The sequence below is a fragment of the Nonomuraea maritima genome (assembly GCF_900100395.1).
Lineage (GTDB): Bacteria > Actinomycetota > Actinomycetes > Streptosporangiales > Streptosporangiaceae > Nonomuraea > Nonomuraea maritima.
Genome location: NZ_FNFB01000013.1, coordinates 89,931 through 110,021, shown reverse-complemented (window position 1 = coordinate 110,021; position 20,091 = coordinate 89,931). Strand labels below are relative to the sequence as shown.

The 20,091-nt window shown below is 73.4% G+C and carries 17 protein-coding genes; 11 read left to right on the top strand and 6 right to left on the bottom strand.

What is annotated here, in order from left to right:
- Positions 1-102 precede the first annotated feature (102 nt).
- From BLR04_RS21415 to BLR04_RS21405, 3 genes are read left to right on the top strand one after another with little or no spacing between them, the layout of a single operon-like run.
- Positions 103-2,406 carry a xanthine dehydrogenase family protein molybdopterin-binding subunit gene (locus BLR04_RS21415; protein ID WP_090768098.1) on the top strand — a complete coding sequence of 768 codons (2,304 nt, stop codon included), beginning with the start codon at positions 103-105 and terminating at the stop codon, positions 2,404-2,406.
- Positions 2,403-3,287 carry an FAD binding domain-containing protein gene (locus tag BLR04_RS21410; RefSeq protein WP_090768094.1) on the top strand — a complete coding sequence of 295 codons (885 nt, stop codon included), beginning with the start codon at positions 2,403-2,405 and terminating at the stop codon, positions 3,285-3,287. Before BLR04_RS21415 ends, BLR04_RS21410 begins: the two co-directional genes overlap by 4 nt.
- Positions 3,284-3,757, top strand: coding sequence for a (2Fe-2S)-binding protein (locus BLR04_RS21405; RefSeq protein ID WP_090768091.1), 474 nt, complete (start codon positions 3,284-3,286; stop codon positions 3,755-3,757). The genes BLR04_RS21410 and BLR04_RS21405 overlap by 4 nt, the downstream gene beginning before the upstream one ends.
- A 6-nt stretch (positions 3,758-3,763) precedes the next feature.
- Here BLR04_RS21405 and BLR04_RS21400 read toward each other — a convergent pair whose 3' ends face one another.
- Positions 3,764-4,159, bottom strand: a complete 396-nt coding sequence (locus BLR04_RS21400; protein ID WP_090768088.1) for a VOC family protein — start codon at positions 4,157-4,159, stop codon at positions 3,764-3,766.
- 57 nt (positions 4,160-4,216) lie between these two features.
- On the opposite strand from BLR04_RS21400, the gene BLR04_RS21395 reads away from it, so the two are divergent.
- A complete protein-coding gene (locus tag BLR04_RS21395; protein ID WP_090768085.1) occupies positions 4,217-4,645 on the top strand; it encodes a MarR family winged helix-turn-helix transcriptional regulator in 429 nt (142 codons plus the stop codon).
- Between the two features lie 91 nt (positions 4,646-4,736).
- On the opposite strand, the gene BLR04_RS21390 is transcribed toward BLR04_RS21395, so the two are convergent.
- The 4 genes from BLR04_RS21390 to BLR04_RS21375 all read right to left on the bottom strand — a co-directional run bounded on the left by BLR04_RS21390 (position 4,737) and on the right by BLR04_RS21375 (position 10,623).
- On the bottom strand, positions 4,737-6,920 hold the full coding sequence (locus BLR04_RS21390; RefSeq protein ID WP_090768082.1) for a serine/threonine-protein kinase: 2,184 nt from the start codon (positions 6,918-6,920) through the stop codon (positions 4,737-4,739).
- 111 nt (positions 6,921-7,031) lie between these two features.
- Positions 7,032-8,420, bottom strand: coding sequence for a YlbE family protein (locus BLR04_RS21385; protein WP_090768079.1), 1,389 nt, complete (start codon positions 8,418-8,420; stop codon positions 7,032-7,034).
- The gene (locus tag BLR04_RS21380; protein WP_090768077.1) at positions 8,417-9,763 is read right to left on the bottom strand and encodes an AllF/FdrA family protein; all 1,347 of its coding nucleotides are present in this window, start codon (positions 9,761-9,763) and stop codon (positions 8,417-8,419) included. The genes BLR04_RS21385 and BLR04_RS21380 overlap by 4 nt, the downstream gene beginning before the upstream one ends.
- Complete coding sequence (locus tag BLR04_RS21375) at positions 9,760-10,623, bottom strand: oxamate carbamoyltransferase subunit AllH family protein (protein ID WP_090768074.1); 864 nt, start codon at positions 10,621-10,623, stop codon at positions 9,760-9,762. Before BLR04_RS21375 ends, BLR04_RS21380 begins: the two co-directional genes overlap by 4 nt.
- 130 nt (positions 10,624-10,753) lie before the next feature.
- Here BLR04_RS21375 and BLR04_RS21370 point away from each other — a divergent pair, with 130 nt between their 5' ends.
- From BLR04_RS21370 to cutA, 7 genes are all read left to right on the top strand, one after another.
- Positions 10,754-12,352, top strand: coding sequence for a PucR family transcriptional regulator (locus BLR04_RS21370; protein WP_090768072.1), 1,599 nt, complete (start codon positions 10,754-10,756; stop codon positions 12,350-12,352).
- 20 nt (positions 12,353-12,372) lie between these two features.
- Positions 12,373-12,576, top strand: a complete 204-nt coding sequence (locus BLR04_RS21365; RefSeq protein WP_090768069.1) for an RNA-binding S4 domain-containing protein — start codon at positions 12,373-12,375, stop codon at positions 12,574-12,576.
- 93 nt (positions 12,577-12,669) lie between these two features.
- Complete coding sequence (locus tag BLR04_RS21360; RefSeq protein WP_090768067.1) at positions 12,670-14,037, top strand: uracil-xanthine permease family protein; 1,368 nt, start codon at positions 12,670-12,672, stop codon at positions 14,035-14,037.
- Between the two features lie 260 nt (positions 14,038-14,297).
- A complete protein-coding gene (locus BLR04_RS21355) occupies positions 14,298-15,722 on the top strand; it encodes a uracil-xanthine permease family protein (protein WP_090768063.1) in 1,425 nt (474 codons plus the stop codon).
- Positions 15,719-16,585 carry an FAD binding domain-containing protein gene (locus BLR04_RS21350; protein ID WP_090768059.1) on the top strand — a complete coding sequence of 289 codons (867 nt, stop codon included), beginning with the start codon at positions 15,719-15,721 and terminating at the stop codon, positions 16,583-16,585. The genes BLR04_RS21355 and BLR04_RS21350 overlap by 4 nt, the downstream gene beginning before the upstream one ends.
- Positions 16,575-17,066 carry a (2Fe-2S)-binding protein gene (locus BLR04_RS21345; protein ID WP_090768056.1) on the top strand — a complete coding sequence of 164 codons (492 nt, stop codon included), beginning with the start codon at positions 16,575-16,577 and terminating at the stop codon, positions 17,064-17,066. The genes BLR04_RS21350 and BLR04_RS21345 overlap by 11 nt, the downstream gene beginning before the upstream one ends.
- Positions 17,063-19,420, top strand: coding sequence for an aerobic carbon-monoxide dehydrogenase large subunit (cutA, locus tag BLR04_RS21340; protein ID WP_090768053.1), 2,358 nt, complete (start codon positions 17,063-17,065; stop codon positions 19,418-19,420). The genes BLR04_RS21345 and cutA overlap by 4 nt, the downstream gene beginning before the upstream one ends.
- 19 nt (positions 19,421-19,439) lie before the next feature.
- On the opposite strand, the gene BLR04_RS21335 is transcribed toward cutA, so the two are convergent.
- The gene (locus tag BLR04_RS21335; RefSeq protein ID WP_090768336.1) at positions 19,440-19,970 is read right to left on the bottom strand and encodes a Dps family protein; all 531 of its coding nucleotides are present in this window, start codon (positions 19,968-19,970) and stop codon (positions 19,440-19,442) included.
- Positions 19,971-20,091: the final 121 nt, after the last annotated feature.

The window sequence follows — 20,091 nt, the reverse complement described above, 5'->3', positions numbered from 1 at the left end:
GGGGGTGGGGAATGGGCCGGGTGAGGAATGCAGTGCGGTTTGTGGGTTAGGGCGGTGTATCGAGGGTGAATGTGGGTTTGTCGGTGAATGGGCGTGAGGGGCATGGAGAAACTGCGGGAGGTAGGGGGATTTGTTCTGCCGGCGGATTCGGCGCCCGTGTCGGTGCGGGTGCCCGACGCCGCCGCGTCCTGGCGGCTCGGGCGGCGTGAGGACGCCCGGCTGATCACGGGAGCCGGACGGTACGTCGGCGACCTCGACGTGCCCGGCTGCCTCGACGCCGCGTTCGTCCGCAGCCGCGTCCCGCACGGACGCCTGGTGGCGGTCGACACGAGCGCGGCCACCGCCACCGACGGCGTCGTGGCGGCGTGGACCGCGGCGGACCTCGGCGACGAGGTCCCGCTCGTGCCGGTCTACCTCGCCACGCCAGGATCGGCACACAGGCCGTGCCCGGCGCTCGCGGTGGACCGCGTCCGGTACGTAGGGGAGCCGATCGCCGTCGTCGTGGGCGCCGACCGCTACGTGGCGGAGGACGGCGCCGACGCCGTGCGCGTCGACATCGACCCGCTGCCGGCCCTGGTCGACCCGGGCGAGGCCGCCGCGTCGGCCGTCCAGCTGTTCGACGGGCTGGACAACGTCGTCACCGACATGGAGTTCGGCGACCCCGTCCCCGACGAGGTCTGGCAGCGTGCGGCGGTCGTCGTCGAAGGGGTCTACCGGCAGCCCCGGCTGGTGCCCACCCCCATGGAGCCCCGAGCCCTTCTCGCCGTGCCGGAGGAGGACGGCCGCCTGACCGTCTGGGTCTCGCACCAGGCCCCGCACCGGCTGCGCGACGACCTCGCCGCCGACCTCAAGTGGGACCCCGAGCGCATCAGGGTGCGCGTGGCCGACAGCGGTGGCGGCTTCGGCTCGAAGAGCGGCACCTACGCCGAGTACCTCGTGGTGGTCCGGCTGGCGCTGCGCCTGGGCCGTCCGGTGCGCTGGCTGGAGGACCGGGCGGAGTCCCTGCTCGCCTCCCCGCAGGGTCGCGGCCAGAACCAGCGAGTACGGCTCGCCGCCGACGCAGACGGCCGGATGCTCGCCCTTGACCTGGAGGTCGACGCCGACGTCGGCGGCTACCCGGTGGGCGCGTTCGTCCCGGGAGAGACCGGGCGCGCCGCCGCAGGCGTGTACCGGACGCCGGACGTGCACGCCCGGGTCCGCACGGTCGTCACCACCACGGCTCTCACGACGCCCTACCGCGGCGCGGGGCGCCCCGAGCAGGTCTACGCCGTCGAACGCACCGTCGACCTGCTCGCCCGCCGGCTCGGCATGGACCCGGCCGAGCTGAGGCGCCGCAACCTCGTCCCGCCGGAGGCGTTCCCGTACGAGTCGCCGACCGGCAGGTGGTTCGACAGCGGCCGATACGAGCAGGCCCTCGACCTGGCCCTGGAGCTGGCCGACTACGCGCACTGGCGCGAGGAGCAGCGCCGCCGCCGGGAGGCGGGCGGCGCGTGGCCGCTCGGCGTCGGGCTGTGCATGTTCGCGGAACGGTCGGGGCTGGAGCAGAAGGAGGTGGCCCAGGAGTGGGCCGCGATCGACGTCGCCCCCGGCGGCGGCGTCGTCGCGCGCGTCGGCACCTGCGCCACGGGCCAGAGCCACGAGACCGTCTTCGCCGAGCTCGTCGCGCGCACCCTCGGCGTCCCCGCCCGCCAGGTGACGCTCGTCGAGGGCGACACCGCGGAGGTGCCGCAGGGCGTCGGCACGTACGGGAGCCGGTCGACGCAGGTGGGCGGCTCGGCGCTGCATCGCGCCGCGCTGGAGCTGATCGAGGAGGCGAAGCGGCGCGCCGGCCCCGGAGCGTCGTACGCGAACGGCGTCGTCACCGCCGGGGGACGCAGCCGGACGCTGGGCGAGCTGGCCGCCGCGGGGGAGCCGCTGCGGGTCGAGGGCGTCTACGCGGCCCCGGCCGCGTACGCCTTCGGCGCGTACGTCGCCGTGGTGGAGGTCGACACGGAGCTGGGCGTCGTGCACGTGCTGCGCCTGGTCGCGGTGGACGACTGCGGCGTGCGGCTCGACGACGAGATCGTGGAGGACCAGGTGCGCGGAGCCGTCGTGCAGGGGCTCGGGCAGGCGCTGTACGAGGTGATGCCCTACGACGACGAGGGCCGCCCGCAGGCCGCCGACCTGCTGGGTTACCTGCTGCCGACGATCGGCGAACTGCCGCCGCTGACGCTCGGCAGCACCGTCACCCCGAACCCGAACACCGCGCTGGGCGCCAAGGGCACCGGCGAGGCCGGGTGCATCGGCACGCCGCCCGCCGTCGTCAACGCCGTCGTCGACGCTCTCGGGGAGCCTGGGATCCAGCTCCCGCTGACCCCGGAGGAGTGCCGGCGCGCGGTCGCCGGACGGGAGGCGGGGGTGCGATGAAACCGGCACCCTTCGACTACGTGGCCCCTGCGGAGCTCTCCGAGGCCGTGAGCGCGCTCGCCGAGCGGCCGGAGACCTCCCGCGTGCTGGCGGGCGGCCAGAGCCTGCTGCTCCTGATGAACTTCCGCCTGGAACGCCCCACGCTGCTGGTCGACGTCAACGGCGTCGGGGCGCTCGACACGATCACCGTGACGGGGGACGCGCTGCGCGTCGGCGCCCTGGCCAGGCACCGCGCCTTCGAGACGCCGGCCGTCGCGCCCGGGGCTCTCGGGCGGCTGCTGAGCAGGGTGAGCCCGTTCATCGCGCACCCGCCGGTCCGCGTGCGCGGGACCATGGCAGGCAGTCTGGCCTGGGCGCATCCCCAGTCGGAGTGGTGCGCGACCGCGGCGGCGCTCGACGCCGTGATCGAGCTGACCGGGCCGTCGGGCAGCCGCGCGGTGACCGCCAGCGACTACTTCCTCGGCGCGTTCCGCACCGTACGGCAGCCGGACGAGATCGTGACGTCGGTGGAGCTGCCGTTGCTGCCCGAGAGCGACGCGGTGGGCGTCGCCTTCGTCGAGCAGCACCGTACGCACCTCAGCTTCGCGCAGGCCGCGGCCGTCGTCGCGCTCGTGCTGCGGGACGGGGCGATCGCCGGCGCGCGGATCGGCATGACCGGCGCGGCCGTCCGGCGCGCCCGCGAGGCGGAGGACTGGCTGGCCGGCCGCGAGCCGGAGCCCGCCGTCCTCGCACGGGCCGGCGAGCTGGCCGCGGCCGCCGCCGACCCGTACCAGGAACTCCACGCCGGCGTGGAGTACAAGCGGCACGCGACGGGCGTGGTCGTCCGGCGCGCGCTGACGGAGGCGCTGCGGGACGCGCAGGACGGCAGGGGGCGGGCATGAGCGCTGGTGTACCGATCCGGCTCACGGTCAACGGGACCGCCTACGACGTGACGGTCGAGCCGCGCAGGAACCTGGCCGACGTGTTGCGCGGCGCATGCGGGCTGACCGGCACGAAGCTCGGCTGCGAGCACGGCGTCTGCGGCTCGTGCACCGTCCTGGTGGACGGCGAGGGGGTGCGCTCGTGCCTGATGCTCGCGGTGCAGGCCGCGGGCCGCGACATCCGTACGGTCGAGGGGCTCGCCGCGGACGGCCGGTTGCACCCCTTCCAGGAGGCGATGTCCGCCGAGCACGGCCTGCAGTGCGGCTTCTGCACCGCCGGTTTCGTGATGCTGGTGGTCGGCGCGCTCGACGCGGACCCCTCCGTCGCCCGCGACCCTGAGCGCCTGGACGCGCTGCTGAGCTCCAACCTGTGCCGGTGCACGGGGTACGAGGGCATCCGCCGGGCCGTGCTGCGCGCGTACGGGGGCTGAGGCGGCTCAGTACGACTGGAGCTCGATCAGCCGGCCCTCCGGGTCGCGCAGGTGCGCGGTGCGCAGGCCGGGGGCCCACTCCGGGCGGTCCTGCGGCGGCGCGACCGGCACCGCCCCGTGCCGTACCAGGCAGCCGGCGGCGTCGTCCACGTCGTCGACCTTCATGACCAGCATCGTCGTGTCGGCGGCCGGGCCCGTGGCCGTCGAACCGGTGAGCTGGGCGATGTTCTCGCGGCCGTACAGGACGAGGGCCGACTGCCCGCTGATGTCCCAGTGGGCGTAGCGGTGGTCGGGCAGCACCTTGACCGGTTCGACGCCCAGCAGGTCGCGCAGCACGCCCTCGTAGAAGGCGACGGTCGTCGGGAAGTCGTCGACCAGCAGACGGGGGACGAGGACATCCATGGGGTGCTCCAATAGTTGGTAGATACCAATGATTGGTTAGAACCTACACTAACGGGCATGGAAACCCCGCCGTCGCTGCTCGCCGTCACGACGTTCACGCTGCACAAGGCCGCGGTGGCCAACCGCCGCACGCTGGCCGACCGGCTGTCGGCGCGGACCGGGCTGGGGCTGTGGCACTTCGCGGTGCTGACCGCCCTGGACGACTTCGGCCCGGCCGCCCAGCGGCGGCTCGGCGACCGGCTCGGCCTCGACCCGAGCGACATGGTCCGTCTCATGGACGACCTGATCGAGATGCGCCTGGCCGACCGCGAACGCGACCCGTCCGACCGCCGGCGCTACCGCGTGACCCTGACGGCCGCCGGGCGCTCGGCACTGGAGGAGGCACACCGCGTGATCGCCGAGGTCGAGAACGAAACCCTCGCCCCCCTGACCGCCGACGAACGCGCCCACCTGCACGCCCTGGCAGCCAAGCTCTACCCCCGCTGAGCGTGCGCGTCTGCACGGGCCAGAGGTCGAGCCCCTACCGGGAGAAGGTCGGGGCTCGAAGGGCGAAGAGGCCGCGAGCCGGAGAGGGGCGTCAGTCGATGTGCTGGAAGGTGTCGAGGAAGGTTTTGCGGGTTTCGGCTTGGTCGTCCCACTTGAGCTGGGGGAGGTCGAACGTGATCAGGAACGCGGCGCCGTCCATGGTGGCGTGGCGGACGAGCGCGTGCATGGGGACGCCCTTGTCGCTGGTGTAGGTGTACTCCCAGTCGGCGGCCTTCGTGCCGCGGTAATTGACCGCCTGTAGCCGTACCTGGATGTAGCTCTCCAGGCCGCCGGCCGCCTCCTTCTTGGCGAGCACGGAAAGCCCGCCGTCGGGCTGCGGGGTGGACGGCTCGACGAGGATCCGCAGGCCGGAGTCCTTCGGCCCGTCGAACCGGGTCGTCCGGCCTGACGTGCTGGGCTTCCAGTCGTCCGGCGTGGCGGCGGCGAACCCGCGCCCGCTGTGCTCCTGGTACCCCTCGGGTATGGCGGACGGCTCCGTCCCGACCGCGGTGGTCTCGCTGGTGTCGGCGTCGAGGCCCGCCGCGGGCGGCGGGTCGTCGGAGCGGACCAGCAGGAACAGCACGGCGGCGGTGACGGCGGCGACCGCCACCAGGGCGCCGATGAGCAGCATCGGCGCCGGACGTCCCTCGCGGGCCCAGAAACCGTCGTCCTGCTCCTTGCGACGCCGACTCCTGCCCGTGCGCGGCGCGGTGTCCGGCGGTGCGGCCGGGCGGTTCTGGCCCGTGTCCCGCCCTGAGTCCCGCCCTGTGTCCCGACCCGTGTCGCGTGAGTAGGCGTCGCGCGACTGCTCGCTCAGGTCGGCGGGCGAGGCCAGCGGCCACGGGGTCGCGCCGGAGGTACGGCTGTCGGAGGTGAGCGGCAGGATCGGCTGGGGTTGCGGACCGGTTCGCGGGCCCAACTGCGGTCCCGTCTGCGGGCCCGTCTGTGAGCCCAGCTGCGGTCCCGTCTGCGATCCCGGCTGTGACCCCGGCTGGGGGCCCGTTCGAAGGCCCGGAGTGTCGTCGCGGAAGTCGCGCCCGGTCCCGAGTCCGGTGGGCGCGCCCAGCGGCGACCGGGGAACCCCGCCCGACGGGCTGGACAGCGAGTCGTAGCCACCCCACGAACCGGCCGGCGCGTCGTAGGAGCCGGACGGCGGGTCGGCCGGAGCCCCTCCAGGAGGTGAAGCCGTAGGAGGCAACGTGTACGAGCCCGACTCGTACGGCACCCGCACCGGCCCCGACGGCGTCTCCACGATCCGCGAGGGCATCGGCCCCGACGGCGTCTCCAGCGGCGGCAGCAGCCCGGCCGGCGTGGGGTCGGCGGGGCCGGGAAGCGTGTCGGGCCGGCGCGGCAGCGCGGCGCCGTGCGTGCGCAGCACGTCCTCCAGCAGCTGGGCGGCCTGCTCGGACGTCATCCGCTCGGCCGGGTTCTTGCGCAGCAGGCCCTCGACGACCGGCAGCAGGGCCCCGGCCCGCTGCGGCCTGATCGGGTCGCGGGTGAGCACCGACCCGAGCACGGCCACGGCATCGGGCCCCTCGTACGGCGGCCGTCCCTCGACGGCGGCGTACAGCGTGGCCCCGAACGACCACAGGTCGGCGGCCTGCGTGATCTGCTGGCCGGACAGGCGCTCCGGCGGGATGTAGGCGGGCGACCCCATGAGCAGCCCGGTCTGCGTGATCGTGACGTCGCCCTCGACGGCGGCGATGCCGAAGTCGGTCAGCACCACCCGGTCGGCGGTCAGCAGCACGTTGCCCGGCTTGATGTCGCGGTGCAGGATGCCGGCGGCGTGCGCGTGGCGCAGCGCGTCGAGCACCCGGATGCCGATCTCGGCGGCCTGCACGACGGGCAGCGGCCCGCTCTGGCGGACGGCCTGCTCCAGCGACCACGCGCGGACCAGTTCCATCACGATCCAGGGCCGGCCGTCCTCCTCGACGACGTCGTGCACGGTCACGATGCCCGGGTGCTGCAGCCGCGCGGCGGAGCGGGCCTCACGCAGCACCCGGCGGTGCGCGACCTGCAGCCCCGCCTGGTCGAGGCCGTAGGGGAGAATCAGCTCCTTCACCGCGACGTCGCGGTCGAGCAGCACGTCGTGCGCCTGCCAGACGACCCCCATGCCGCCCCGGCCGACGGGTGACACCAGCCGGTACCGCCTGCCTATGAGGCGACCCTGGCCCTTGGGCGCGCCCCCCGCGCCACCGTCCGGGCCGGAACCGCTGAGCAAGCGGTCGGCTGCCATGCTGTGCCCCCATCTGTCACGTGCGTCAACGCGCTACTTGCAGATTACGAGGTTCGTTAACATATCGGCGGTTAATCGGGAACGGAAGCGTACGTTAACTTTTGTCATGGTTCAGGGGCGCTGTGGAGAAGCGTCCGCCAGGGCCGTCAACGCGCTGGTGAACGCCTCGACCGGCGGCCTGACCAAACCCGCTCCGACCTGGCCCGTTCCCGCCACGCGACCGGCGATGCCGGTGTTCACCACAGGCGGCAGGCCCGTCCTGGCCACCAGGGTCACATCGATGCCGACCGGCGTGCCGCGGAAGCCGAGCCCGGGGATCTGGTAGGCGGGATGCTCGGCGAGCGCGATCTCGTACATCGAGCGCGTGGCCTTGACCGCGTCGGCCACCTCGCCGCCGACGAACCGCACGATCGCCGGGGCGGCCGCCATCGCGAACCCGCCGAGGCCCGCCGTCTCGGTGATCGTGGAGTCGCCGATGTCGGGGTTGGCGTCCCCGGGGCCGTACGAGCCGAGGTAGAGGCCGTCGGGCACACCGGCGGGACCGGTGAACCAGCGCCCGCCCAGGCCCGACACCTGCACGCCGAAATCGGTGCCGTTGCGGGCCATGGCGACGACCAGGGTCGAGCCGGGCACGTCGCGGGCGGCGTCCGTGCTCACCTTGGCCGCGGCCATGCCGGCGTTGAGGAAGAAGTGGTCGTTGCCGTCGATGAAGCGCAGCACGGCCGCCGCCTCGCCCGGGGCCGCCTCGACCACGGCAGGGGCCAGCGCGCGCAGCAGCAGCGAGGTGGCCGCGCGGTTGCGGTTGTGCAGCTCGTCGCCCATCTGCAGGGCCTGCGCCATCAGCGCGCGCAGGTCGATCGGGCCCGTACGCCCGAGCGCCGCCGCGAGAGCCGGGCCGAGCACCCGGTCCATCCAGCGCAACCGTTCCAGCACCTCAGGCCCGTAAGCGCCGTACCGCAGCACCTTGCCCAGCCCCTCGTTCAGCGAGCAGTACGCGGTGCCTCCGTGCTCGGCGTCGTGGACCTCGAGCAGCCACATCGACGGGCTCACCACGCCCGCCATCGGTCCGACGGCGGCGTGCTCGTGGCACGGCCGCAGCTCGACCGCGCCCTCCGCGAGCCGGTCGGCGGCCTCGTCCGCGTCGGCGGCCAGGCCCTCCAGCAGCATCGCGCCGATCAGCGCGCCCCGCATCGGCCCTGAGGCGCGCTCCCAGGTGATGGGCGGTCCCGCGTGCAGGAACGTCCGGACGGGCAGCACCTCGGCGGCGCGGCGCACGCCCACCAGCTGCGGACGGGCGGACAGCAGCCGTCCCACGGCCAGCTCGTTGGCGGCCCGCCTGCGCGGGTCGGCGAGCACCGTGGCGAGCGCCTCCCCGGTGCCGGGCAGCGGCGGACGCCACTCGACCGGCACGGTCGGGACGGCCTGCGCCCGCAGCGCCTCGTCGAACAACCCGGCCCCCACGGTGATGACCCGCGGCGGCGTGTCGAGCAGACCGGTCACAGGAGGCTCCTCGCGTGGCGGGCGGCCTGGGCGTTGGAGGTGAAGACCGCCGCGCCCGCCTCACGGAAGGCGGCGGCCTGGCGGTGCAGGTCCTGGGGGTCGCCCTCGGTGCCGATCAGGGCGACGACGACGGTCGCCGGGCTGCGGGCCACCGCGTGGGCGAGCGAGGCGGCGGGGTCGGGGTCGGCGGCGTGGCCGAGGACGACGTCCATGAGCACCACGTCGGACTCCCCGGCCGTGGCCAGCGCCTCCACGCGCAGCGCCGGGTCGATCATCGGATGGGCGCGGCCCCGGGTGTAGGCGTCGTCGCCGAAGTCGACGATGTCGCGCGACCCGGTGATCAGGGCGGCCTCCGCGGCGAGCGTGCCCCCGGAGTACAGGCCGGTGACCCGCTTGGCCGCGGGCCTGGCCCCCCGCCACGCGGGCCACGCGGGCCACTCGGGCACCGGGCGGCCGAGCAGCCGCAGCGCCTGCTCGGCTGCCTCGGTGAGATCCGTCCCGCCCTCGCGCAGCAGCGCCGGGACGACGGGCGTGCGCAACGGCAGCTCGCGCACCGCCCGCGCCACCTCGGGCGCGGGCGGCTTGGAGACGAGCACGATCAGCTCGGTGCCCGGGTCGTCGTCCAGCATGCGCAACGCCCGCACCGTGGACAGGCCGCCCACCTCGGCCGACAGGTCACGCCCGCCCACGCCGAGGACGTGGCTCACGCCCGCCCCCGCCCGATCGAGCAGGCACGTCACCTGCTGCGCACCGGTGCCCGAGGCCGCCACCACCCCGACGGGGCCGGGGGAGAGCACGTTCGCGAAGCCCAGGCCGGCGCCGGCGATCACGGCGGTGCCGCAGTCGGGGCCCATGACGAGCACGCCCCTCGCCTCGGCCAGCTCCTTCAGCCGGCGCTCCTGTGCCACGGGGACGCCGTCACTGAAGATCATCACGTGCCGCCCGGCCTCGATCGCGTCGTACGCCTCGGCGAAGGCGTGCTCGCCCGGCGTGGAGACGAGCACCAGCCCGGCGTCCTCGGCGGCGGTCGCGGCCGAGCGGGTGGTGAGCGGGCGCTGCTCCTCCGGCGCGGCCTGCGGCCGGTGCGCGGCGGACAGGTGCCGTTCTGCCTCCTCGACGGCGGCCCGCGGGTCGTCCGCCCGCACCGCGACGAGCAGGTCGCCGGGGCCTGCCTCGGGGACGGCGAACCCCAGCTCCTCGATGATCGAGACGTTGAGCGCCGTGGCCATCGCGACCATCGCGACCTCGACGCCGGGCAGGGCGGACACCGCGCGGCTCACGCGCATGAGGGTGACCGAGTCGTGGTAGGAGCCCGGCCGTACCAGGACGGTCGCCCCGCTCATCGCGCGCCGCCCAGGGCGAGGACCGTCTCGACGCCGATGCCGACGCCCTGCGCCAGGTCGGAGCCCGAGGTGTGGCCGAGGCCGTGGAGCCGGCACAGCGCCGGCCTGAGCGCCTGCCGTCCGGCGAGGGCGCGCAGCACGTCGATCACCTCCGGGCTGGCCTGGCCGCGCGCCGCGCAGTGCAGCAGCGTGGCGGAGATGGGCGTCGTACGGGTGCGGGCGTCGTACGTCACGGTCGCCGCGAGCCATCCGGCCAGCCGGACGGCCCGCTCCGCGCCCGTCGCGGCGCCGAGGTGCCGCAGCGTCACGAGGAGCCCGGCGAGCACGTCGTCGCCGCTCGGAGTGAGCCCGGGCCCGAGGCCCACGAGCTGCTCGGCCGCCGTCACCGCGCCGAGCAGCCAGCCCCGCGCGCAGCTGCTCGCGAGCAGGTCGACCGAGGCGTTGCCGGCCAGCCCCGCGTTGGGCGGACGGGTCAGCAGGGCGGCGGACGCGGCGAGCGCGCCGGCGGTGAGCGGGCCGAGCTGCGGCGCCGGGTCCCACCAGCGGCGGACGCCGAGGGTCAGCGGGCCGAGCTCGATCGCCCGGTCGCCCACCGACGCGTCGTCGTCCACCTCGACCGGTGGCAGCGGCTCGGCCAGCAGCACGGAGTTGGGCAGCCGGGTCGCCCGGCCGGTGATGAGGGCGATCACCGAGGGCTCCTGGTCGGTCCTGATCTCCAGGTACACCCCGTAAGGGAAGACCGCGAGCACGCGGGCGGGACGGCGCTGGGCGTGCAGGACGGGGCGGATCGCCGTGCTGGCCGCACCCGTGGCGTGCGCGCGCCGGACGTGGGTGCCGCGCGCGTGAGTAGTGACGGTCACCGGACCTCCTGATCGATCCTGGACCTGACCGTAGAACGGACCGCGAACCCCTCCGTACGGAGAATTTTGCCAACAGCGAGCGCGAAGGTTGGCTCTTCCTGCCAGACGGCTTCGGAGTCACAATGCCCCCATGGAGCCGCCCGTCCGTCTCTCCAGCACCGGCACGATCATCCACGGTGTGTCCGTCGGCGAGGTGCTCGGCGTGTCCACCCTTGCGCGGGCCCGGCTGATCGCGGGGGAACGCGGGGTGGGCCGCGTCGTGCAGCGGCTCAACGTGATGGAGGTGCCCGACATCCTCGCCTGGGTCAAGCCGCACGAGCTGCTGCTGACCACCGGCTACCCCCTGCGCAACACGCCCCAGTCGCTCGGACGGCTGGTGACCGACCTCGACGAGCGCGGGCTGGCCGCCCTGGCGATCAAACTCGGCCGGTACGTCGACGAGCTGCCCGCCGAGATGGTCGCGCAGGCCGACCGGCTCGGGTTCCCGCTCATCCTGCTGCCCGACGACGTCGGTTTCGACGACATCCTCAACCAGGTGCTGACCGACATCCTCAACCGCCAGGCCGCCGCGCTGGCCCGCGCGGAGGAGGCGCACCGGGCGCTCGTGCACGTGGTGCTGGCCGGCGGCGGGCTCGGCGAGGTCGCCGCCGAGGTGGCGCAGCTGCTCGAGGTGGCGGTGGCGGCCGTCGACGGCGCCGGCCGGGTGCTGGCCACCGCCGGTCCGGCCGAGCACGTGACCGTCCTGCGCACCGCGATCGCGCGCGAGGGCCGGACGGGCCCGTCCGCCGGGAGGGGGCGGGCGTTCGCGTCGGCGCCCGTGCTGGCGGGCGGGCACCACCACGGAAGGATCGTGGCCTACAGCGCGTCCGGCGCGATCGGCGAGGCCGACGTCGGCATCCTCGAACGGGCGGCCACCGTCGCCGCGCTCGTCGTCACCCGGCAGGAGGCCGTCAACGCCGTCGAGAGCAAGTACCGCGCCGACTTCCTGCGCGACGTGCTCACCGGCCGGGCCGGCGCGACCGAGCGGGTCACGGCCCGCGCCGCCGCGTTCGGCTGGGATCTCGCGCGGCCGGTGACCGTCCTGGTGGCCGAGCTCGACCCCGACGGCGACGAGCGCGCCGCCCAGGACCGGCTGGTGGCGTGCTGGACGGCGGCGACCAGGCGGCACGACCCACGCGGCGCCGTGGCCGGGTTCTCGCACGAGGTGGTGGCCGTGGTGGGCGCCGCCACCGACGTCGCGCGGCTGGCCAGGGACGCGGCCGCCGCGCTGGCCGACGTGCCGTGCGCCACGTTCTCCACCGGCACCTCGCGGCCGAGCCGGGGCGTGGAGACGCTGCCGGAGGCGTACACGGAGGCGCTCAAGGCGGCCAGGGTGGGGCGGCAGCTGCACGGGCCCGGCGCGGTGGCCCACTTCGACCAGCTCGGGGTCTACCGGCTGCTGTCGCTGGTCAACGACACCGACGAGCTGCACGCGTTCGTCCGCGAGACGCTCGGGCCGCTGGCCGGCGACGAGGACGCCGAGCACGCCGACCTGCGCCGCACCCTGCAGGTGCTGCTGGAGACCAACCTCAACGTCGCCGAGACCGCCCGCCGCCTGCACTTCCACTACAACACCCTGCGCTACCGCATCGGCAAGCTGGAACGCATGCTGGGCACCTTCACCAGCGACCCTCACCTGCGACTGAACCTCACACTGGCCCTGCACGTGCTGCGGATGCGCGGCATCTAGGAGCGTCTAGGGTTGGTCGCGTGGAATTCGAACTGCGCTCCGACTTCATCCCGCTGTGCGACCTGCTGAAATACTGCGGCGTCACCGAGACCGGCGGGATGGCCAAGCAACTCGTCGCCGCGGGCATGGTGTTCGTCGACGGTGAGGTCGAGCTGCGCAAGACGGCCAAGATCAGGGCAGGTCAGGTCGTCAGCGGCGAGGGCTTCTCGATCGACGTCCGCTGACCCCCGCATCGACCACCTTCTGCCACCCCTTATTGTGCTCTGCAACATTCGTCCGGTTATGTCCCCGACCAGGGGAGACAGCAGAGGTGTGGCGTGGCGTTGGGATGGAAGCTGCACGGCGACGGGAAGCACCTGACGCCCGGTGAGGTGGTCAAGCCGGACGAGCGGCTGAGCTGGCCCCTGATGGTCGGCATCGGCGCCCAGCACGTCATCGCGATGTTCGGCGCCACCTTCGTCTTCCCGCTCGTCATGGGTCTCGACGCCAACCTCGCCGTGATGATGTCCGGCGTCGCCACCATCCTCTTCCTGCTCTTCGTCAAGGGGAAGGTGCCCAGCTACGTCGGCTCGAGCGCCTCGTTCGTGGGCGCCGTGGTCGCGATCCGGGCGGCCGGCGGCGGTGACGCCACCGTGACGGGCGCGCTGCTCGCCGTCGGCGTCGCGCTGGTGGTGTGCGGGTACGTCATCCACCGGCTCGGCGTCGGCATCCTGCACAGGGTCTTCCCGCCCGTCGTCACCGGCGGCGTCGTGATGCTCATCGGGTTCGGCATGGCGTACGTCGCCGCCGACGTCTACTGGCCGAAGGACCCGTGGGTGGCGCTGCTGACGATGGCGGCCACGTTCGTGTTCGTCGGGCTGTTCCGCGGTTTCCTCGGCCGCATCGGAGTCCTGCTCGGCCTCGTCTTCGGGTTCCTGCTGTCGTGGGGATGGGACCTCGTCGGCGGCCCCGTACTGTCGCCCGACGACAGCGGCAAGATGGTCGAGCACTTCCGCGTCGACCTGCACGCCGTGGCGCAGGCCGACTGGATCGGGCTGCCCTCCCTGCACGGCCCCGTCTTCGAGGCGTCGGCCGTCGTGCTCGTGCTGCCCGTGGTGATCGCGCTGATCGCCGAGAACGTCGGCCACGTCAAGGCCGTCGGCGAGATGACCGGCGCGGACGTCGACGGCTACATGGGCCGGGCCGTGATGGCCGACGGCGTCGGCACCGTCGTGTCCACCGCCGTCGGCGGCCCGGCCACCACCACGTACGCCGAGAACATCGGGGTCATGGCGGCCACCAAGGTGTACTCCACGGCCGCCTACTACGTCGCGGCCGTGATCGCGATCCTGTTCGGGCTCTGCCCCAAGTTCGGCGCGCTCGTCGCGGCCACTCCCGGCGGCGTGCTGGGCGGGGTCACGACCGTCCTGTACGGGATGATCGGCATGCTCGGCGCCAAGATCTGGATCGAGAACCGGGTGAACCTGTCGTCGCCGGTCAACCTCGTGCCCATCGGGGCCGGGATCATCTGCGCCATCGGGCCGGTCGCGCTGCCCATCACCGGCACGTTCTCGCTCAGCGGCATCGCGCTCGGCACGATCGTCCTCCTGGCCGGCTACCACGTCCTGCGTGCCGCCCGCCGCCGCGACACTCTCCCGGCCACCCCTGACGCCGCCGCGACCACGGAACCCACCGCCCGCCCCTGATCACCCCGTACGCGCTCTCCCACCCCCGTGATCACCGCGTACGCGATCTCCCACCCCCGTGATCAGCGCGTGCGCGGGGGTCTCCGGCCATCCCTCACATGTTCCTCATCAGCGCGTGCGCGAGGTTCTCTCTGACCGGCGGGTTAGATTTGGCAAGACATGCCCGTGTAAGCGCGTGTCAGTGAGCCTAATGTGCCCGCAGGCGCCCATGCGCTTGCAGCGGAACGTCCGCCGGCCCGCCCGGTACAAAGGGGGCTCACATGTGGACCAAGCACGGTGACGGCAAACACCTGGCGCCCGGTGAGGTGGTCAGGCCCGACGAACGGCTGAGCTGGCCCCGCATGGTGGGGTTCGGCGCGCAACACGTCATCGCGATGTTCGGGGCGACGTTCGTCTTCCCCCTGGTGATGGGGCTCGACCCCAACGTCGCCGTGATGATGTCCGGGGTCGCCACGATCCTGTTCCTGCTCATCGTGAACGGAAAGGTGCCGAGCTACCTCGGCACCAGCGCCTCCTTCGTGGGCGGCGTGTTCGCCATCAGGGCGGTGGCCGGCGGCGACACCGCGGGCGCCGACGCGGTCGTCACGGGCGCCATCCTGGTCGCCGGGTTCGTGCTGGCGCTGGCCGGCCTCGCCATCCACTTCCTGGGCGTGCAGATCATCCACCGCGTCTTCCCGCCCGTCGTCACCGGCGCGGTCGTGATGCTCATCGGGTTCGGGCTCGCGTACGTGGTCGCCGACGTCTACTGGACGCAGGACCACTGGGTCGCGCTCGTCACGATGCTCGTCACGTTCCTCGTCATCGTGCTGTTCAAGGGGTTCGTCGGGCGGATCGCGGTGCTGGTCGGGCTGGTCGCCGGCTTCGCGCTGTCGTGGGTGCTCGACCGCCTGAGCGGCCCGATCACCTCCGTGCTGCCCGGGGCCAACCTGCGTGACGCGGCCGGCAACCTGTGTCCCGTCGAGGGCACGTACTGCGTGGCGACGGCGTTCCCGCACGACCGGGTGAACCTCGACGCCGTGGCAGAAGCGCCGTGGTTCGGCATCCCCGACTTCCACGCGCCCGACTTCAGGGCCTCGGCGGTGCTGCTCGTGCTGCCCGCGGTGATCGCGCTCATCGCCGAGAACATCGGCCACGTCAAGGCCGTCGGCGAGATGACCGGCGCCGACGTCGACCCGTACGTGGGCCGCGCGGTGCTGGCCGACGGCGCGGCCACCATGGTGACCAGCGCCGTCGGCGGCTCGCCCACCACCACGTACGCCGAGAACATCGGCGTCATGGCGGCCACCAAGGTCTACTCCACGGCCGCCTACTACATCGCGGCCGTGATCGCGATCCTGTTCGGGCTCTGCCCCAAGTTCGGCGCGCTCGTCGCCGCGACCCCGGGCGGCGTGCTCGGCGGCGTCACCGTGATCCTCTACGGCATGATCGGGCTGCTCGGCGCCAAGATCTGGATCGAGAACAGGGTCGACTTCGCCGATCCCGTGAACATGGTTCCGACCGGAGCGGGAATCATCCTCGCCGTTGGACCCGTGACGCACCTCGTCGGCGGCGGCTTCACGCTGGAGGGCATCGCGTTCGGCACGATCGTGGTGCTGGGCGGATACCACCTGCTGCGCGCCATCTCCAGGCGCACCCCAGAGCCAGGCGCGAGCGTCGAGAGCACCGCCGGGAAGGGAGCCGGGTGAAGCCGCCGCCGTTCGCCTACCACGCGCCGCGCGACCTCGGCGAGGCGCTGCGGACGCTCGCGGAGGTGCGCGGGAAGGTGCTGGCCGGCGGGCAGAGCCTCATCCCGATGCTCAACATGCGCCTGGCCGAGCCGAGCGACCTCGTGGACATCAACCGGGTGGCCGGGCTCGACCGCCTGGAGCGCACCGCGGACGGCGTCGTCGTCGGCGCGACCGTCCGGCACGCCGACGCGGAGCGGGCGCGGGCGCACCCGCTGCTCACCCGGGCGCTCAAGCTGGTCGCCCACCCGGTGATCCGCAACCGGGGCACCGTCGTGGGCAGCCTCGCGCACGCCGACCCGGCCGCGGAGCTGCCCGCGGTGCTCGCCGTCCTCGGCGGTCACGTGCGGGTCGCCCGGTGGGACGGCGGCGTCGCCGTCCGTGACGTGCCGGCCGCCGGTTTCTTCGCCGGGCCCATGGAGCCGGCGATCGAGCCGGGCGAGCTGGCCGTCTCCGCGTTCTTCCCTGCCCTGCGACCGGGCACGGGCAGCGCGTTCCTGGAGATCGCGCGCCGGCACGGCGACTACGCGCTGGCCGGCGTCTGCGCCGTGGTCACCGTCGACGACGGTCGCGTCGCCACGGCCCGCGCCGCCTGCATCGGGGTGGGGCCCGTCCCCGTCGTCGTCGACGTGGGTCCCGCGTGCACGGGCCGGCCGCCGGGCGAGGCCGACTGGGCCGGCGCGGCGGCGCTCGTCCGCGAGGCGGCCGAGCCGGAGGACGACATCCACGCCACCGCCGCCTACCGCGGGCACCTGGTGGGCGTGCTGGCCGAACGGGCGCTGCGCGACGCGGCGCGGGAAGGGGCGGCGGCCCGTGCGGGATGAGACCCGGTTCGAGATCACCGTGACCGTGAACGGGGCCGCCCGGCGGCTGCGGGTGCCCGCGCGGCGGCTGCTGTCCGACTGCCTGCGCCACGACCTCGGCCTGACCGGCACCCATGTCGGCTGCGAGCACGGCGTCTGCGGGTGCTGCACGGTGCTGCTCGACGGGCGGCCGGTGCGGTCGTGCCTGACGTTCGCCGTCACCGTGGACGGCTCCAAGATCACCACCGTCGAGGGCCTCGCGCCGGGCGACGGACGGCTGTCGCCGGTGCAGCGCGCGTTCGCCGAGTGCCACGGCCTGCAGTGCGGCTTCTGCACGCCAGGATTCCTGTGCACCGTCACCGCCCTGCTGGCCGACAACCCGGCGCCGACCGAGGACGAGGTGCTGGAGGGCATCTCGGGCAACCTGTGCCGGTGCACCGGCTACCAGAACATCGTCAAGGCCGTCCACCGGGCCGCCGAGCTGCGGGCGGAGGAGTCATGACGACGAAGCTGTTCGGCGAGCCCGTCCAGCGGCGCGAGGACCACCGGCTGCTCACCGGCGGCGGGCGCTACGTCGACGACCTGGGGCGCGACGCGCTGGCCGCGGCGTTCGTACGCTCGCCGCACGCCCACGCGAGGATCCGCGACATCGACGTCACGGCCGCGCTCGACGTCGAAGGGCTCGTCGCGATCTACACCTGGGACGACCTGCCGGAACGCGTCGGCAGGCCGCTGCCCCTGCTGATCCCGCACCCCGCGCTCACCCACGGCCGCACCGCGCTCCCGCTGGCCCGCGACGTCGTCCGGCACGTCGGCGAGCCCGTCGTCATGGTCGTCGCGACCGACCGGTACGCCGCCGAGGACGTCTGCGCGCGCATCGAGGTCGACTACGAGCCGCTGAAGCCGGTCGTCGGCCCGGAGCAGGCAGTCTCAGGCGTCCACCTCGTGCACGACGACGTGCCGGGCAACGTCGGCGCGCACCTCGTCCAGGAGGTGCCGGGGCCGGACGGCCGCGGCGCGCGGGAGGCGATCGAGACCGCGCCGCACACGCTGTCCTTCCGGCTCGACATCGAGCGCAGCGCCGCCACGCCGCTGGAGGGGCGCGGCGTGTACGCCCGCTGGGACGGCCGCGACCTGCGCGTCTACTCCAGCACCCAGACCTCCACCAGCGTCCGCATGGCGGTGTCGGCGGTGCTCGGTGTGCCGCTGCCGCAGGTCGAGGTGATCGCGCCCGACGTGGGGGGCGGCTTCGGCGTCAAGATCGTGCACCCGTGGCCCGAGGAGATCCTCGTGCCGTGGGCCGCCATGACGCTCGGCCGCGAGGTCAAGTGGACCGAGGACCGCCGTGAGCACTTCGTCGCCTCCGCCCACGAGCGCGGGCAGGTCCAGCACGTGCGCGTCGGGTTCGACGACGACGGGCGGCTGCTCGGGCTCGACGTGACGATCCTGCACGACCACGGCGCCTACACCCCGTACGGGATCATCGTGCCGATCGTCACGTCCACGCAGTTGCTGGGGCCGTACAAGGTGGGGGCCTACCGTGTCGAGTTCAGCTCGCTCTACACCAACACCGTGCAGGTCACCCCCTACCGAGGGGCCGGACGCCCGCAGGGCGTGTTCTGCATGGAGCGGACGATGGACAAGATCGCCCGCCGGCTCGGCAAGGACCGCGCCGAGGTCCGCGCGGCCAACTTCATCCAGCCCGAGGATTTCCCGTACGACCAGGGGATGACGTTCCAGGACGGGCGGCCGCTGATCTACGACAGCGGCGACTACCCGCGCATGCTGCGGATGCTCAAGGAGCTCATCGGCTGGGACGACTTCGAGCGAGCTCCCGGTCGAGGCATCGGGATCGGCTGTTACGTCGAGGGCACCGGGCCAGGGCCGTACGAGGGCGGGCACGTGCAGATCACCTCCGACGGGCAGGTGCACGTCTCCACCGGGCTCACCTCGCAGGGACAGGGCCACGAGACCGCCTTCGCGCAGATCGCCGCGACCGAGCTCGGCGTGCCGATCGAGCGGGTCAGCGTGGTCACCGGCGACACCCGCCGGCTCGGCTACGCCGTCGGGACGTTCGCCTCGCGGGCGGCCGTCGTCAGCGGCAACGCCATCGCGCTCGCCTGCCGGAAGGTGCGCGAGAAGGCACTGCGCGTCGCGGCCGACGCGCTCGAGGCCGACCCCGCCGACCTCGAGATCACCGAGGGGGTGGTGCACGTGGCCGGCGCGCCGCAGGCGTCGATGCCGCTGTCCACGGTGGCGGTGCTCGCCAACCCGCTGCGCTACGCCTTCGACGAGGAGACCGCGCGGGCCACGCAGTTCGCCGGGGCCGCCGACCCGAACCGGCCGCCCGTCGCCGAGGGCGACGAGCCGGGGCTGGAAGGACGCGAGTTCTACTCGCCGATCCGTTGCACGTTCGCCGCGGGCATGCACGCCGCGATCGTGGAGACCGACCCCGACACCGCCGAGATCAGGATCGTCAGGTACGCCGTCGTGCACGACTGCGGCAACCTGATCAACCCGATGATCGTCGAGGGTCAGATCCACGGCGGCGTGGCCCAGGGTGTCGGCGGCGCCCTGTACGAGCGCATGGTCTACGACGAGCACGGTCAGCTGGTCAACGCCTCGTTCATGGATTTCCTCATGCCGTACGCCACCGAGGTGCCGCACGTCGAGACTGCCCACCTGCAGACCCCGTCACCGCTCAACCCCCTCGGGATCAAGGGGGCGGGGGAGGCCGGAGTGATCCCCGTATCGGCGGTCGTCGCCTCGGCTCTCGAGGACGCCGAGGGCATCCCGATCGACCGCATGCCGATCTCGCCGTCCGAGCTGTTCCACCTGCGGACGAGCGGGCGGTGATCGCGCCGGCCTCCGGTGCTCAGCTCTCGTGCCGCTCGACCAGCGGCGTGTCGACCAGGTGCTCGATGAGGAACCAGCTCTGCAGCTCGTTCGTCCTGATGACGCTGGAGACGAGCAGGTCGTTGGTGCCGTCGTCGCCCATCTCGGCCGTGCGCGAGGCGGCGTCGTGGGCGGCGATGAGGATGGTCTCGTGCGACTCGACGAGCCGCGACAGCATCGCGGGCACCTCTTCCACGCCGTTCGGCGGGCGCGGGATCACCGTCATCTCGGCCACGTGCCTCGGGTCGCCGACGGCGACACCGCCCAGCGTCTGGACGCGTTCGGCCATCTCGTCGACCAGTTCGAGCTGCTCGCCCGCGTGCTTGTCGAGCAGCAGGTGCAGCTGGTAGAACGTCGGGCCGCGCATCATCCAGTGGTGCTTCTTGTAGAGCGCGTAGAGGATCTGGGTGTCGGCCAGGATCTGGTTGAGCCGCTGGCAGGAGTATTCCCGCGCGTCCCGCGAGAGGCCGAGCGGGAACATCCGCACGGTGCCGAACTCCTGGATCTCCATGCCGTTCAGGTGCAGCCACGGCTGGCTGCCGGTCTTCGACCGGGGTGCCTTGGTAGAGCGTTTGAATGCCACGCCCGTCTCCTTGGGCCAGGTGAACAGAAACGTTCTCTCACCTCCCCGT

Excerpts from the sequence above, each read along its gene's own strand:
- BLR04_RS21415 (WP_090768098.1), top strand. The coding sequence starts at position 103 with ATGGAGAAACTGCGGGAGGTAGGGGGATTTGTTCTGCCGGCGGATTCG.
- BLR04_RS21410 (WP_090768094.1), top strand. The coding sequence starts at position 2,403 with ATGAAACCGGCACCCTTCGACTACGTGGCCCCTGCGGAGCTCTCCGAG.
- BLR04_RS21405 (WP_090768091.1), top strand. The coding sequence starts at position 3,284 with ATGAGCGCTGGTGTACCGATCCGGCTCACGGTCAACGGGACCGCCTAC.
- BLR04_RS21400 (WP_090768088.1), bottom strand. The coding sequence starts at position 4,159 with ATGGATGTCCTCGTCCCCCGTCTGCTGGTCGACGACTTCCCGACGACC.
- BLR04_RS21395 (WP_090768085.1), top strand. The coding sequence starts at position 4,217 with ATGGAAACCCCGCCGTCGCTGCTCGCCGTCACGACGTTCACGCTGCAC.
- BLR04_RS21390 (WP_090768082.1), bottom strand. The coding sequence starts at position 6,920 with ATGGCAGCCGACCGCTTGCTCAGCGGTTCCGGCCCGGACGGTGGCGCG.
- BLR04_RS21380 (WP_090768077.1), bottom strand. The coding sequence starts at position 9,763 with ATGAGCGGGGCGACCGTCCTGGTACGGCCGGGCTCCTACCACGACTCG.
- BLR04_RS21370 (WP_090768072.1), top strand. The coding sequence starts at position 10,754 with ATGGAGCCGCCCGTCCGTCTCTCCAGCACCGGCACGATCATCCACGGT.
- BLR04_RS21355 (WP_090768063.1), top strand. The coding sequence starts at position 14,298 with ATGTGGACCAAGCACGGTGACGGCAAACACCTGGCGCCCGGTGAGGTG.
- cutA (WP_090768053.1), top strand. The coding sequence starts at position 17,063 with ATGACGACGAAGCTGTTCGGCGAGCCCGTCCAGCGGCGCGAGGACCAC.
- BLR04_RS21335 (WP_090768336.1), bottom strand. The coding sequence starts at position 19,970 with ATGGAGATCCAGGAGTTCGGCACCGTGCGGATGTTCCCGCTCGGCCTC.